Below are 14,261 nucleotides of genomic sequence, written 5' to 3' on the forward strand. Positions count from 1 at the left end.
GTCCGCGCTCGGTTTTTCGCCGGCGCGGATATGTTGAGAGAACACATGTGGCGAGCGGGCTTGCCCCGCTCACCACACTTAGCAGTTACAGGGGTGTTTACTTGCGCGCCGCCTCCCACTGTTTGAGCAGATCGTTGTAGCCCACGGTCTCGCCTTTCGGCTTTTCGTCGGCCAGTTTCGGTTTCGGCGCGCCCGGCTGGTCGAACCAGTATTGCGCGTCACGCTCAGGGTTCATTTTCGGGCCACACACCGGTTGCACCTTGGAGCGTTCCAGGCGCGTCATGATCGCGTCCTGTTCCTTGGCCAGGTTGTCCAGCGCCTGTTGCGGAGTTTTCTCGCCGCTGGCGGCGGCGGCGATGTTGCTCCACCACAGTTGCGCCAGGCGTGGGTAGTCCGGCACGTTGGTGCCGGTCGGAGTCCACTCGACGCGGGCCGGGCTGCGGTAGAACTCCACCAGGCCACCGAGTTTCGGCGCCATGTCGGTCATGGCCTGGGAGTTGATGTCGGACTCACGGATCGGCGTCAGGCCGACGATGGTTTTCTTCAGCGAAACGGTTTTCGAGGTCACGAACTGCGCGTAAAGCCAGGCCGCGAGTTTCTGTTTCTCAGGCGTCGACTTGAGGAAGGTCCAGGAGCCTACGTCCTGATAGCCCTTCTTCATGCCCTTTTCCCAGTAAGGTCCCACCGGCGACGGCGCCATACGCCATTTCGGCGTGCCGTCGGCATTCACCACTGGCAAGCCCGGTTTGGTCATGTCGGCGGTAAACGCGGTGTACCAGAAGATCTGCTGGGCGATGTTGCCCTGGGACGGCACCGGGCCGGATTCGGAGAACGTCATGCCCGCCGCTTCCGGCGGCGCGTAGGCTTTCATCCAGTCCACGTATTTCTGCGTGGCAAACACTGCGGCCGGGCCGTTGGTGTCGCCGCCACGGGTGACGCTGGAGCCTACCGGGTGGCAGTCCTCCACGCGAATGCCCCACTCGTCCACCGGCAGGCCGTTGGGCAGGCCCTTGTCGCCGCCACCGGCCATGGAGAACCAGGCATCGGTGAAGCGCCAGCCCAGGGACGGATCTTTCTTGCCGTAGTCCATGTGCCCATACACACGCTTGCCGTCGATTTCCTTGACGTCTTCGCTGAAGAACTTGGCGATGTCTTCATAGGCCGACCAGTTCACCGGTACGCCGAGGTCGTAGCCGTATTTTTCCTTGAACTTGGCTTTCAGCTCCGGACGCTCGAACCAGTCGGCGCGGAACCAGTAGAGGTTGGCAAACTGCTGGTCGGGCAACTGATAGATCTTGCCGTCCGGCGCGGTGGTGAAGGAGATGCCGATAAAGTCCTTGATATCCAGGGTCGGCGAGGTGAAATCCTTGCCTTCGTTGGCCATCAGGTCGGTGATGGATTCGGTCTTGCCGTAGCGAAAGTGCGTACCGATCAGGTCCGAGTCGTTGACCCAGCCGTCGTAGATGTTCTTGTCGGACTGCATCTGGGTCTGCAGCTTCTCCACCACGTCGCCTTCCTGCAACAGGTCGTGGGTCAGCTTGATCCCGGTGATTTCAGTGAAGGCCTTGGCCAGCACCTTGGACTCGTACTCGTGGGTGGTGAGGGTTTCCGACACCACGTTGATCTTCATCCCACGGAACGGTTCGGCGGCCTTGATAAACCACTTCAATTCCGCCAACTGCTGGTCGGCCGTGAGGGTGGACGGTTTGAACTCGCTGCCGATCCATTTTTTCGCGGCATCTTCGTACGCATCGGCCCAGGCCGAAGCGCTCAAACCGCTCATAGCCAGTACGGCGGCCAATGAAATGCTATGTCGCAGCTTATTGTTCTTATTCAACATAGAGACCTCCTGGTTGTTTATTCATAAGGGCATCAGCCCCAACGCATCACACTCAACAGCCATACCAGGGAGAGCGCGGACGCTACCCAGATGCTCCAGTCGGTAACGCCGATCACCAGCAAATGCAGGTAGGCGCTGCCGAGAAGACCGATAAACAAACGATCACCACGGGTGGTGCTGATCGGCAAAAAGCCCCGCCGGGGGATACTCGGCGAACGCAGCTCCCAGGTGGTCATGCCCGCGAGGATCAGGGCTATGCCGCCAAAGAACAGCGCGGTGGGGGTGGTCCAGGCCATCCATTCCATCATCGACTCCTCAGACCCGGCCCAGGGCAAAGCCCTTGGCCACGTGGTTGCGAACAAACCAGATCACCAGCATGCCGGGCAGGATAGTCAACACCCCCGCCGCTGCCAGCACGCCCCAATCGATACCCGATGCCGACACCGTGCGCGTCATCACTGCCGCAATCGGCTTGGCGTTGACCGAGGTCAGGGTGCGCGCCAGCAGCAGTTCGACCCAGGAAAACATGAAGCAGAAAAATGCCGTCACACCGATGCCGGAGCCAATCAACGGGATAAAAATCTTCACGAAAAACTTGGGAAACGAGTAGCCGTCGATGTAGGCGGTTTCGTCGATTTCCTTGGGCACGCCGGACATGAAACCCTCCAGGATCCACACCGCCAACGGCACGTTGAACAGGCAGTGCGCCAGGGCCACGGCGATGTGCGTGTCGAACAGGCCGATAGACGAATACAGCTGGAAAAACGGCAGCAGAAACACCGCCGGTGGCGCCATGCGGTTGGTCAGCAGCCAGAAAAACAGGTGCTTGTCACCGAGGAAGCGGTAGCGCGAAAACGCGTAGGCCGCCGGCAGTGCCACACTCAGGGAGATCACCGTGTTCAGGCTCACGTAGTACAGCGAGTTGAGGTAACCGGTGTACCAGCTCGGGTCAGTGAAGATCACCTTGTAGTTGGCCAGGGTGAAGTCCTGCGGAAACAGCGTCAGCCCGCCGAGGATTTCGGTGTTGCTCTTGAAGGACATGTTCAGCAGCCAGTAGATCGGCACCAGCAGGAACAGGATGTAGATCAGTAGCGGTATCAGCTTTCTCTTGTTCATGTTGGCGGCCTCAGCGGTTGGCGTCGGAGTGGGTCATGGCGGTGTAGAACAGCCAGGACACCAACAGGATGATCAGGAAGTACACCAGCGAAAACGCCGCCGCCGGGCCCAGGTCGAATTGGCCTACGGCCATCTGGGTCAGGGTCTGACTCAAGAACGTGGTGGCGTTACCCGGCCCGCCGCCCGTGAGGACGAAAGGTTCGGTGTAGATCATGAAGCTGTCCATGAACCGCAGCATCACCGCGATCAGCAGCACGCTCTTCATCTTCGGCAACTGGATATGTCGGAACACCGCCCAGGGCGATGCACGATCAATCCGTGCTGCCTGGTAGTACACGTCCGGAATCGCCCGCAACCCCGAATAGCAGAGCAGCGCCACCAGTGAGGTCCAGTGCCATACGTCCATGACCAACACCGTGACCCAGGCGTCCATGGTGTTGGCGGCGTAGTTGTAACTAATGCCCAGGGCATTGAGGCTGTAACCCAACAGGCCGATGTCGGCGCGACCGAAAATCTGCCAGATGGTGCCCACCACGTTCCACGGAATCAGCAGCGGAATGGCCAGAATGATCAGTACCAGCGACGACCAGCGCCCCTTGGTCGGCATGGTCAGGGCGATGGCGATGCCCAGCGGGATTTCGATCAGCAGCACACAGGCCGAGTAGATGAACTGACGCAGCAACGAGTCATGCAGGCGCGGGTCGAGCAGCACCTGCTTGTACCAGTCGGCACCGACGAAGTAGCGGCTGGACTGGTCGAAGATGTCCTGCACCGAGTAATTGACCACGGTCATCATCGGGATCACCGCACTGAACGCCACCAGCAGGAACACCGGTAACACCAGCCACCAGGCCTTGTTGTTCTGCACCTTGTTCATGGCTGCACCTCCAGCAGGTAGTCGTCGGCATACACCATCAGCCATTGCGCCGGAAAACTGATGGACGCCTTGCCTTCCGGCACGGGCTTGTCTTCGGCCAGGCGCACCTTGAGCAGCGCGCCGTCGAGGTTGAGGGTGACGATCTTGTAGGTGCCAAGGTCTTCAAGATGAGTGACATCGGCCTGCAGGGCGTCAGGGTTGTACTCGTCCCATACGTGGATGAATTCCGGGCGGATGCCGACCTGCAGCTTCTTGTAGTCGGTGTTGGCAATACGTTGCTGCAACGCCTCGGACAAGGGCAAATGAGTCTCGGCAAAGCGCACCCCGCCCGCCTGGGCCTGCACCTCGATCAGATTCATCCCTGGGCTGCCGATGAAATAGCCGACAAAGGTGTGGCTCGGCCGTTCGAACAGGTCACGCGGCGTGCCGAACTGCACGATCTGCCCGCCGTACATCACTGCGATCTTGTCGGCGAAGGTCGAGGCCTCCAATTGATCGTGGGTCACATAGACCATGGTGATGTTGAATTGCTCGTGGATCTGCTTGAGCTTGCGCCGCAGTTTCCACTTGAGGTGCGGGTCGATCACCGTCAGCGGTTCATCGAACAGGATCGCCGATACGTCGTCGCGCACCAGGCCACGGCCCATGGAGACTTTCTGTTTTTCGTCGGCGGTGAGGTTGCGCGCCTTTTTGGTCAGCAGGTTTTGCAGGTCGAGGACTTCGGCAATTTCCTGCACCTTGCTGTGAATTTTCGCCTCGGCCATGCCCTGGTTACGCAGCGGGAATGCCAGGTTGTCGAACACCGTCATGGTGTCGTACACCACCGGGAACTGGAACACCTGGGCGATGTTGCGTTTTTCCGGGGTGAGGTCGTTGACCACTTGAGTGTCGAACAGCACCTGGCCTTCGGACGGGCTGAGCAGGCCGGAGATGATGTTGAGCAAGGTCGACTTGCCGCAGCCCGACGGCCCGAGCAAGGCGTAGGCCCCGCCCTGCTCCCACACGTGGTTCATTGCTCGGATAGCGTAGTCTTCAGGCCCTTTCGGCGCAGGGCTGTAGCTGTGCGCCAGGTTCTGCAAATGGATCTCGGCCATCAGGCAACCCTCGCGACACGGCGTCCGGGAGCCTGGACCAAACGGCCCTGGCCATCGAACACAAACAGTTTATGGGTGGGGATATACACGCGGATCGGCGCATCGACGTCGTACTCGTGCACCCCCGGCAGGTGCAGCACCAGCAGGAAATGTTCGCTGCGCACATGCAGGAAAGTTTCCGAACCGCTGATCTCGGCGACTTCCACGGTGACCGCCAGCTCCAGGTCGTCATCGTTGCTCGGCACCAGGCTGATGTGGCTGGGGCGTACGCCGAACCGGAACTCGCCTTCGCCGATGGGACGCAGGTCGACGTTGAGTGGGAAGTGCACGAAATTGGCGAAGCTCACTTCATTGCCACTGATGCGCCCCGGCATCAGGTTGATCGGCGGCTCGGAAAACAACTCCGCGGCCAGCACAGTCTGCGGCTGGTGATACACCTCGGCCGCCTTGCCGCTCTGGATCACCCGGCCTTCGTGGAGGATGGTCGTGGTGCCGCCCAGGGCCAGGGCTTCGTTGGGCTCGGTGGTGGCGTAGATCGCGATGGTGTGGCGTGCGGCGAACAGTTCGCGCATTTCCTGACGCAGCTCTTCGCGAAGTTTGTAGTCCAGGTTCACCAGCGGCTCATCGAACAGGATCAGTTCGGCATCCTTGACCAGTGCGCGGGCCATGGCCGTGCGCTGCTGCTGGCCGCCGGAGAGTTCCAGGGGGTGACGCTGGAGGAATTTTTCGATGCGCAGCATCCTGGCGGTTTCCAGCACCTTGCTCTGGATCAGCTCGCTGGACACACCGGCCTGGCGCAACGGCGAGGCGATGTTTTCGAACACGGTCATGGTCGGGTAATTGATGAACTGCTGATACACCATCGACACGTTGCGCAAGCGCACCGGTTTTTGCGTGACGTCCACGCCGTTCATCAGGATGCGGCCGCTGTCGGGTTTGTCCAGACCGGCCATCAGGCGCATCAGGCTGGTCTTGCCGGACAGCGTGCGACCGAGCAAGACGTTGAAGGAGCCGGCTTCGAAACGCAGGTTGGCGTCGTCGATCCAGGTCTGGCCTTCGACAACGCGGGAGACATGTTCCAGGGTCAATGACATGACACGACCTTTTTATTATTGGAATGAATCTGGCCAGGTGACACAGCGAGTTTCGTGCCAAAACGACAAGTGGTTGATGTGCAAGGAAATCAGCTGAAAGCGATGTTCAGGAGTGAACAATTTGGCTGAACAACTGAACAGTCAGGGCCTTGACAATGAACAGTTCTGAACAACACTCTGACGACCAATACAGTGGAATGATTTCCAGCAGTCCGTTGCGCAAGACCCCATAACAATAAAAACGAAGGTCACCCCATGGCCGAACCACTGGCTCACGACACCCTTATCCAGGAATCCTGGCGCCGTTGCCGCGCCTTTGGCCTGGACCACCAGAGCACGCCCAGCTTCGACCAGCTCCCCGCCGAGGGCATCAACCAATTGCTGGAGAGCCAGCATTCGCTGGTGCAGACCACCCACCAGGAAGTGCTGCCCTACTACGAGAACATCCTGAGCAACTCCAACTGCCTGATCATGCTGGCCGACAACCAGGGCCAGGTGCTGACCAGTTGGGGCACCCAGCGCTTTATCGAGCCCAAGCTGGCCCGTGGTTTCAACCCCGGCGCCAGCTGGATGGAGCGTTCCAGCGGCACCAATGCCATCGGCACCGCGTTGGCCTGCGCCCAGGCGGTGCATATCGAACACGATGAACACTTTCTCAAGGCCAACCGCTTCATGACCGGCTCGGCGGCGCCGATCTTCGACGCCCAGCGCGAGATCATCGCGGTGCTGGATGTGTCCAGCGACAGCTACCTGCCGCCCTCCCACACCCTGGGCATGGTCAAGATGATGAGCCAGACCGTGGAGAACCGGCTGATCCTCAACCTGTTTCGCGGCGAACATTTCCAGCTGACCTTCAACACCGGGCTGAGCAACCTCGACAGCCAGTGGGCCGGCCTGCTGATCTTTGATGAAAGCGGCCAGGTGCTGTCGGCCAATCGACGTGCCGACAACCTGCTGGGCATCAGCCTGTCGCGGGTGATGATCGACAGCCTGTTCAAGGTATCGTTGCTGGAACTGTTGAACCAACCGGAAGGCCTGCCCTTCTCCCTGCAAGCGGCGGGACGCAATCGCTTCCAGTGCTTGTTGAAGCGCCCCAGGCAGATGCCGGTGCAGGCGCGCGTGTTCACCGAGCCGGCGCCATCGAAGCCTGCGCCGATTGGCCTCAAGACTTTGCATTTCGGCGACGCGCGCGTGGAGAAAGCCGTGCGCCAGGCCGAGCGCCTGCTGGAGAAAGACATCCCGCTGCTGATTCACGGCGAAACCGGCGTGGGCAAGGAGGTGTTCGTCAAAGCCCTGCACCACGCCAGCTCGCGCAGCCAGAAGGCATTTATCGCGGTGAACTGCGCGGCGATTCCCGCCGAATTGGTGGAATCGGAGCTGTTCGGCTATGAAAAGGGCGCGTTCACCGGCGCCAACCAGAAAGGCAGCATCGGCCTGATCCGCAAGGCCGACAAGGGCACGCTGTTTCTCGACGAGATCGGTGATATGCCGCTGCCCACCCAGGCCCGCTTGCTACGGGTGTTGCAGGAGCGTTGCGTGCAACCGGTAGGCAGCAGCGAGTTGTTCCCGGTGGATTTGCGCATCATCTCGGCCACCAACCGTGCACTGCGGGATCTGGTACAGGCTGGGCGTTTCCGTGAGGATTTGTACTACCGCATCGGTGGCCTGACCCTGGAACTGCCGCCGTTACGCGAGCGCACCGACAAACAGGCGCTGTTCCAGCAACTGTGGCAGCAACACCGCGAGCCGACTCAATGGGCGGGCCTGAGCGCCGAAGTATTGGCGCTGTTCGAGCGGCACCCGTGGCCGGGGAATTTGCGCCAGGTGAGCAGTGTGTTGCAGGTGGCGCTGGCCATGGCCGAGGAACAGCCGATCCGTGCAGAGCACCTGCCGGACGATTTCTTCGTGGATTTGAACGTCGCGGCGCCGCCGCCCGCCAGTGAGTACCTGGATGACAGCATCGACCTGAACCAGCGCTTGAAAGCCGCCGGCGGCAATATTTCCCATCTGGCGCGAGAGCTGGGGGTGAGCCGCAATACCCTGTACAAACGCCTGCGCCAGAACGAAGGCTAGCGTGGCTTGACCACCACCAGCAGGTCGGTGAAGTACTCCACCTGGATCGGCAGGTTATCGGCCAGTGACGACAACGCCGCCGCCGTGTCGTCCAGCTTGAACACCCCGGACACCCGCAGGTTTTGCAAGGCCTGGGGGTCGAAACGCAACAAGCCGTGGCGGTAGCTGGCGAGGGTTTGCAAGACCTCGCTCAAGGGTTGGTCGTTGACCTTGAGCAGCCCGCGGGTCCAGGCGTCGGGATCGCTGTCACCGATGGCTTGCGGTGGCTGGGCGCGGCCGTGGTCGAGCACCGAACGCTGGCCGGCCGTGACCTTGACCCCATCGCCGGCATCGCCTTTGATCGCGACCGTGGACTCGATCACCGTGACCACCGTGGTGCCGTCTGCCGCGCGCTTGACCAGATAACGCGTGCCCAGCGCAGTGGCCGTGCCCTGGTCGGTGCGAACCACGAACGGCCGTTGCGCATCCTTCGCCACCTCGACCCAGAGCTCGCCTTGCAGCAGTTCGATCACCCGTTGATGACCATCGAACTGCACATCCACCGCCGAGTTACTGTTGAGCTGCAACTGGCTGCCATCTTCGAGGGCGATCTGCCGACGCTCACCGACACCGGTACGTTGGTCGGCCATCCACACCGGCAAGTGTTGCAGGCCCAGCCAGCCGCACAGAACCAGGCCGAGCACACCCACCACCTGCGCGCCACGTGGGCGTCGCGGGGTGAAGGCGCGGTTCAGGGCAATGCGCGCTGGCTTGGCGGGCAAGGCATCGAGGCTGCCCCATAACGCACTCATGCGCTCGATGGCCACGGCGTGGCGCGGGTCGGCCTGGCGCCAGCTGTTGAACGCCTGGCGGTCGGCGTCGGTCACGCCTTCGTCGTGCAGGCGAGTCAGCCACTGTGCGGCTTGCTGGATGATCTGCTCGGAACTCATGCCAGCGGGTCTGCCGGGTGCAGGCTGTGGTAGCAATGCACCAGGGCGCTGGAAATGTAGTTTTTGACGGTGCTGGAGGAAACGTCCAGGCGCAGGGCGATTTCGCTGTAGGTCAGCCCGTCGAGGCGGCTCAACAGGAATGCTTCGCGGGCTTTGAAAGGCAAGCCGGCGAGCATCTCTGCGATACGCTCCAGGGCTTGCAAGGCCACATGAATCGCAGCCGGGTCGGGCATGTCGGCGTCTTCGCACTGGATCACCAGGGCTTCCATGTAGGCTTTTTCGATACGACGGCGACGGGCACTGTCGATCAACAACCGACCAGCCGTGGTGGCCAGGAAAGCGCGAGGCTCCTTGATACTCTGCGGCTCGGCCAGCATCAGGACGCGGATAAACGCGTCATGGGCCAGGTCGGCGGCCTGCTGGGAACACCCGAGTTTCTTGCGCAGCCAGCCGTGCAACCAGCCGTGGTGCTCGCTGTACATCGCCGTGAGGGTCTGCTGGCGCACGGAGTCGCCCAGCGCGGCCGGAATGTCATGCATGCGCAAAAAGATCTCAAATGGGAAGAGTTACCAATTGCGCGAACAATGCCAGTAAAACCCGCTTGGGGCAAGGGCCTGTCTTTAACGCCAACTCCAGGACACGCCGGTGTAGATGCCACGGCCATCCGCCGGCGTAGAACGCGCTACATCCAACCCCTTGTCGTCATAACCCGGCGTCACGGTATTGGCGTAACGACGGTTGGTCAGGTTGCGCAGGTCGACCCAGGCTTGCCAGTCCTGCTTGGGCGCGTCGTAGCCGAGCGTGGCGCCGAGCAGGGTGTAGGACGCGGCGTAGTAGGAATTGGCGTAGTCCACCGCCACCCGTGAGGAATACTCGGTGTTGAGGCTGGTGTAGAAACCCGTCGGATGGCTGTAGCGCACTTGCGCCTGGTAGTAGTGCCTGGGGATGCCGGGCAAGGTGTTGTCGCCGAAGCGGTCATCGTCGCGGTAATGGAAGTCGCTGAAGGTGTAGGCCTGGCGCAGCGCAAGCCGGCCGTTGCGGCCGCCGTCCCATAACGGGCTGAGCAGGCTCAGTTCCACACCCTGGTGTACGGTGGGGCTGGCGTTGGACTCGGCGACGATGGCATTGCTGGTAGAGGTTTGCGCCTGGGTTTCCACGCTGAGCAATTCGTGGCGCACTTCGGAGCGGTACAGGGCCAGGTCCCACTGGCCGAGCCAGGCCTCACCGCGCCCGCCGATCTCCAGGGTGGTGGCGGTCTGGTTTTTCAGGCTCACGCCCTCCCGTGCCAGGCCTTTGGCCGGACCACCGGTAAAGTATTTGTTGGAACCCCAGATCATCGACCACGCATGCGGCGGCTCGACCGAGCGGCTCAGGTTGCCGTACACCTGCAATTGTGGGGTGAAGTCGTAGCGCAGGCCGATGCGTGGTGCGTAGTCCCAGTCGTGCTGGCTGAGCGGCGCCTGGCCTTCAGGGTAGGTGACCTGGGTTTCGCGGCGGGTATAGATCGCCGCCAGGCCAGTGGTCAGCCACAGGTCAGGCACCAGTTCCAGGTCGTTGCCGATATGCAACACGGTGTCGGAGCCCAGGTAGCTGTAGTCGCGGGTCTTGGTGCCGGGGGCGTAGGTTGCGGTATTGCCGGCGGGTGTGCGCACGTATTCCGAAGCGCCGTTATTGGGCATCGCCTGGGTGGTGCGCAGGCCGACAGTGGTTTTACTGTCATGGCCGAACAGCGTGTCCTGGCGGATGTAATTGAGGGTGCTGCTGATATCGGTGTAGGCGACTTTCAGGCGGTTGGTGCCTTCGCGCAAGTCCATCGGGTAGTCGTGGTAGGCCAGCCCGACTTCGACCCGCGCGTTGTCGTCCAATTGCAGGGAGGTCTTGTTGGCGATCCAGGTGGAGCCCGGTTGCAGGCGCTTGGAATCCCGGGCGGCGTTGAGGCTGTTGGCCGCACGCGGGTCGTGGCTGATCTGGCTGCGCGTGAGTTTGCCTGGGGTGTCGTTGGTGGTTTCGCGGTAACGGAAGTAGAAGCGGGTTTCCAGGTCCGGGTTGAAGCGGTAGCCGAAGTTGGCGGCCACGCCTTTGCCGGTGGCAGCGCTCTGGTGCTGGTAGCCGTCGGATTCGGAATCGGTGAGGCTGATGTAGTAGTCGGCATCCCCCAGTACCTGGCCCGAGCTGATCTCGCGCTGGGCGTAGCCTTTGCTGCCCGCTTCGTAACGTAGTTGCAGCTTGGGTGCATCGTAGCCCGTGCGGGTCACATAGTTGACCGCGCCGCCCAAGGCCAGCGCGCCCTGATCAAAACCGTTGGCGCCGCGCAGCACTTCGACCCGGCTTTGCCACAAGGGATCTTTCAGCTCATAAGGCGTGCCGCCGGGGCCGGTGAGTGGCAGGCCATCGAACATTTCATACAAGCCGGAGGCATGGGCACCGGGGCTGCGGTTCAGGCCCGAACCACGAATCGAGAGTTTCACCCCTTCGTTGTTGGCCGCCTTGGCATACACTCCGGCCTGGTACTTGAACACGTCTTCGTTGGTGCTCACCCTTCCCTGCTGCACGCTGTTCATGTCGATATAGTTGGTGCCGCCGGGCACGCTCTTGAGCTGCGCCTGGGCCACTTCACCGTCGCTGGCTTGGCTGCCGGTGACTTCGACCGGGGCCAATTGCAGGTCTTCGGCGTGCACCAGTGAGCTTAAGGTCAGGGCGGCAAACAAGAGCGGAGGTTGGCGCAGCAGCATCGGGCAGGTCCTTGGAATTCGGGGGGCACCTGGTGGGAAGACAGGGGCACCCGCCAGGTCACTCCTTATTAACGGACCAGACCCTTCCCACACCAACGTCGGACCAAGACTATTCGCTGCACGAGGGTGGCAGAGCAGCAGGAAGTGGCGAGCGAGCTTGTCCCGCTCGCCACAGTTGCAGTGTCAATCCTCAATGGGGGGTATCAGCCAGCTTTGCATCAGTTCATCTGCTTCTGATCCCGGAGCAAACCGGAATCCATACATTTCATCCGCACTGAGGATTTTGTCGAGCGCTTCCAATAATTGCGCCTCGGTCGGCGAGTCCCGCAATAACTTGTGCGCTGGCAGCAACACCTCGGCAGAAACGCCTTGGACACTCGCCGCATCGATCACGGCAAAAAGGATAAAACGCAAACGTATTTCGCGATCAGTGGGCCAAACCGTCTTTTGCTTACCCATGGTAGAGGCCTCAAGCTTTCGGAAAAATCCGAGGCTATTGATGAGTACTGGGTGTTTCAACCATCGAGATGCAAGATAGGCCTCTTCCTACAAGGGAAAACGAAACACCGTACCAATCACCAGAGGATGCCGAGCTTTATTGCACCGGCAGAAAATTCATCAGCAACAAGCTCTGCGCGTAATTGAGACCGATGCGCCGGTAGCGCTCGTCGAGCATCTGGGTCAGCAGGTCGAGGCGCGCAACGATCTTGCCGAACTCCACCGCGAAGCTGAGGTTGCTGCCCTCCTCCGATATTTCGTTGGAGAACAACAGCAGCACGCCATTGGCATCCTGGCGCTTGCTCAGCAGCCAGGTGGCCTTCTCGATATTGCGCGCGGCGTTGCTGACAAACTGCGGGTTGATCGAATCGGTGATGTAGAACTCAGTACGCCCACCGTGGGCCGTCACGATCATGCTGCCGATGGCGTAGATAAACGCGCCGACACGATCGCCTTTGAACTCCGGACTCAGGGAATAACTCAGCGCCGCCAAGTCGCGGCGATCATCCAGGGCCGGCAGCGATCGACGTTGCTCGATGGCCTGGCGGATCTCTCGCGCAGCGCTGACCGCATCCGGATAACCCGACTGACGCCACTGGCTGGGGTTGCGCAAATAGAGCTTGTTCATCAGCAGATACAGGCTTTGCAGGTTGTCGCGCATGCCCAGCGTGGCCATGCGGTCGACACTGGTCTGGAAGAACTCATCGGGTTTGCCGTTGCTGAACTGCTTGGCGATATCCCGCCCCTGTTGCTGGCTGCAACCGCTGGCGCAGAGCATCAACACAGCGGCCAGCAGCAAGGGCTGGCAACCGCGTTGAAGGTTGAAACGAGGAAATGTGCGATCCATCGGCACCCGATCTGATTCATCTGCCCACGCGGGAAATCGGCAGGGCTGGGACAAGGATAGAGCGGAGAAATCCAAAAAAGTGCAGTGGATCCAGGCAGATAGTTGTAAGCAGAGACCACCGGGCAGGTGAATCGGCGCAATCGTGAAGGATTCGTTTCAGGGCCTATACTGAGAGCAACAGCTGCGTGTATTTTTTGCGCATTTGCTCATAAGCAGCTGTATAGGAGGTGACGGCAATGAAACATCCAATTCGGGCGCAAATGGTTGTTCAGATGATTTGCCTGCTTTCGGTAGCTCAGCTTTTTTGCTGAACAACGTGTCACCGGCTTCAAATTCAGCCGCGGCTGCGGCGCAGGAAGGTATTGCCTGCAACTCCCTCAGCATCTGGCCCGACACCCATTGGCCGGGCCAGAATGTGCAACTACAGCAAGACCGTGGCCAGCATGCCCAGAGCCCCCAGGCAAAACCCGATCAGCGCACCCCGCCCGGGCATTTCCTGGAACAGCGCCCAGATCACCACAGGCTCCAGCAGCAATAACGAGGTGATGGAAACGACTGTCACCACCCAGATATCACCGACCGCCCGGTACCCCAGCCAGTAAGCTCCCAGCAGGCAAAGCCCGGCAAAACACATCAACACCACCGGCATGACGAACGCCTGCCATGAACCGTCGCCCGCCTGAGCCAGCCGGGCGGTGATTACCTCGCTGTAGATTGCACAAAACTCACCAAGGACCATCAACCCTAGAGCAGAAACTCCGAGTAGTTCTTTGGACATATCAAAAACTCCTTCGTATTCAACGCACTGTTGTTCAACTCCCAGCGGGCGATGCCGTTGCCGAGGGTTTTGTTGCAACGATACGAAGCAGCCTTGAACAGGCCTGAATTACCGAAGTGCTTTTGCATGCTCGTGTCCTTGAAAAGGGGGTGAGTCCCAGCGACCGTAGAGGACGCCCGGCCTGATCATACGTTTGGGCAGGCGCCTTGGACAACCGACTGCAGTATCGTCGTGGTCTTTTTTCCGGGGAGGATGAGCTGGATGCCGATGCCCTGTTGAGTCATGCGGGTGGGGAGATGTACCGGGTGAGAAGGCAGCGGTTTGCGACTGATCAACACCGCGCGCGCCGATTAAAAGCCAATGCCCCGACGTGTCGGGGCATT

13 protein-coding genes are annotated in these 14,261 nt (G+C 60.7%); 1 reads left to right on the forward strand and 12 read right to left on the reverse strand.

Going from position 1 to position 14,261, the window contains the following annotated elements; all coding sequences use genetic code 11:
• Window positions 1–97: 97 nt before the first annotated feature.
• The 6 genes from BFN10_RS24055 to BFN10_RS24080 are packed head-to-tail and all read right to left on the reverse strand — an operon-like array spanning window position 98 to window position 6,021.
• On the reverse strand, window positions 98–1,840 hold the full coding sequence (locus BFN10_RS24055) for an ABC transporter substrate-binding protein (protein ID WP_071491787.1): 1,743 nt from the start codon (window positions 1,838–1,840) through the stop codon (window positions 98–100).
• Window positions 1,841–1,872: 32 nt separating this feature from the next.
• A complete protein-coding gene (locus BFN10_RS24060) occupies window positions 1,873–2,145 on the reverse strand; it encodes a DUF2160 domain-containing protein (RefSeq protein ID WP_003232363.1) in 273 nt (90 codons plus the stop codon).
• Window positions 2,146–2,155: 10 nt separating this feature from the next.
• Entirely contained in the window at window positions 2,156–2,956 is an 801-nt protein-coding gene (locus BFN10_RS24065) for a carbohydrate ABC transporter permease (RefSeq protein WP_071491788.1), read from the reverse strand.
• Between the two features lie 10 nt (window positions 2,957–2,966).
• On the reverse strand, window positions 2,967–3,833 hold the full coding sequence (locus tag BFN10_RS24070) for a carbohydrate ABC transporter permease (protein WP_010209674.1): 867 nt from the start codon (window positions 3,831–3,833) through the stop codon (window positions 2,967–2,969).
• Window positions 3,830–4,927 carry an ABC transporter ATP-binding protein gene (locus BFN10_RS24075; protein WP_071491789.1) on the reverse strand — a complete coding sequence of 366 codons (1,098 nt, stop codon included), beginning with the start codon at window positions 4,925–4,927 and terminating at the stop codon, window positions 3,830–3,832. Before BFN10_RS24075 ends, BFN10_RS24070 begins: the two co-directional genes overlap by 4 nt.
• The gene (locus BFN10_RS24080) at window positions 4,927–6,021 is read right to left on the reverse strand and encodes an ABC transporter ATP-binding protein (RefSeq protein WP_071491790.1); all 1,095 of its coding nucleotides are present in this window, start codon (window positions 6,019–6,021) and stop codon (window positions 4,927–4,929) included. The genes BFN10_RS24075 and BFN10_RS24080 overlap by 1 nt, the downstream gene beginning before the upstream one ends.
• 255 nt (window positions 6,022–6,276) lie before the next feature.
• Between BFN10_RS24080 and BFN10_RS24085 the strand changes: the two genes are divergently transcribed.
• Window positions 6,277–8,094, forward strand: a complete 1,818-nt coding sequence (locus BFN10_RS24085; protein ID WP_071491791.1) for a sigma-54-dependent Fis family transcriptional regulator — start codon at window positions 6,277–6,279, stop codon at window positions 8,092–8,094.
• On the opposite strand, the gene BFN10_RS24090 is transcribed toward BFN10_RS24085, so the two are convergent.
• The 6 genes from BFN10_RS24090 to BFN10_RS24115 form a co-directional block, all read right to left on the reverse strand.
• Window positions 8,091–9,023 carry a FecR family protein gene (locus BFN10_RS24090; protein WP_071491792.1) on the reverse strand — a complete coding sequence of 311 codons (933 nt, stop codon included), beginning with the start codon at window positions 9,021–9,023 and terminating at the stop codon, window positions 8,091–8,093. The genes BFN10_RS24085 and BFN10_RS24090 overlap by 4 nt on opposite strands.
• Entirely contained in the window at window positions 9,020–9,562 is a 543-nt protein-coding gene (locus BFN10_RS24095) for a sigma-70 family RNA polymerase sigma factor (protein ID WP_071491793.1), read from the reverse strand. The genes BFN10_RS24090 and BFN10_RS24095 overlap by 4 nt, the downstream gene beginning before the upstream one ends.
• 81 nt (window positions 9,563–9,643) lie before the next feature.
• Window positions 9,644–11,755, reverse strand: coding sequence for a TonB-dependent receptor family protein (locus tag BFN10_RS24100; RefSeq protein ID WP_071491794.1), 2,112 nt, complete (start codon window positions 11,753–11,755; stop codon window positions 9,644–9,646).
• 183 nt (window positions 11,756–11,938) lie between these two features.
• On the reverse strand, window positions 11,939–12,214 hold the full coding sequence (locus BFN10_RS24105) for a hypothetical protein (RefSeq protein WP_071491795.1): 276 nt from the start codon (window positions 12,212–12,214) through the stop codon (window positions 11,939–11,941).
• Window positions 12,215–12,350: 136 nt separating this feature from the next.
• Window positions 12,351–13,100, reverse strand: coding sequence for a hypothetical protein (locus BFN10_RS24110; RefSeq protein WP_071491796.1), 750 nt, complete (start codon window positions 13,098–13,100; stop codon window positions 12,351–12,353).
• A 421-nt stretch (window positions 13,101–13,521) separates the two neighbouring features.
• Window positions 13,522–13,839, reverse strand: a complete 318-nt coding sequence (locus BFN10_RS24115) for a hypothetical protein (protein WP_071491797.1) — start codon at window positions 13,837–13,839, stop codon at window positions 13,522–13,524.
• Window positions 13,840–14,261: the final 422 nt, after the last annotated feature.

Source organism: Pseudomonas extremorientalis (assembly GCF_001870465.1).
GTDB lineage: Bacteria > Pseudomonadota > Gammaproteobacteria > Pseudomonadales > Pseudomonadaceae > Aquipseudomonas > Aquipseudomonas extremorientalis.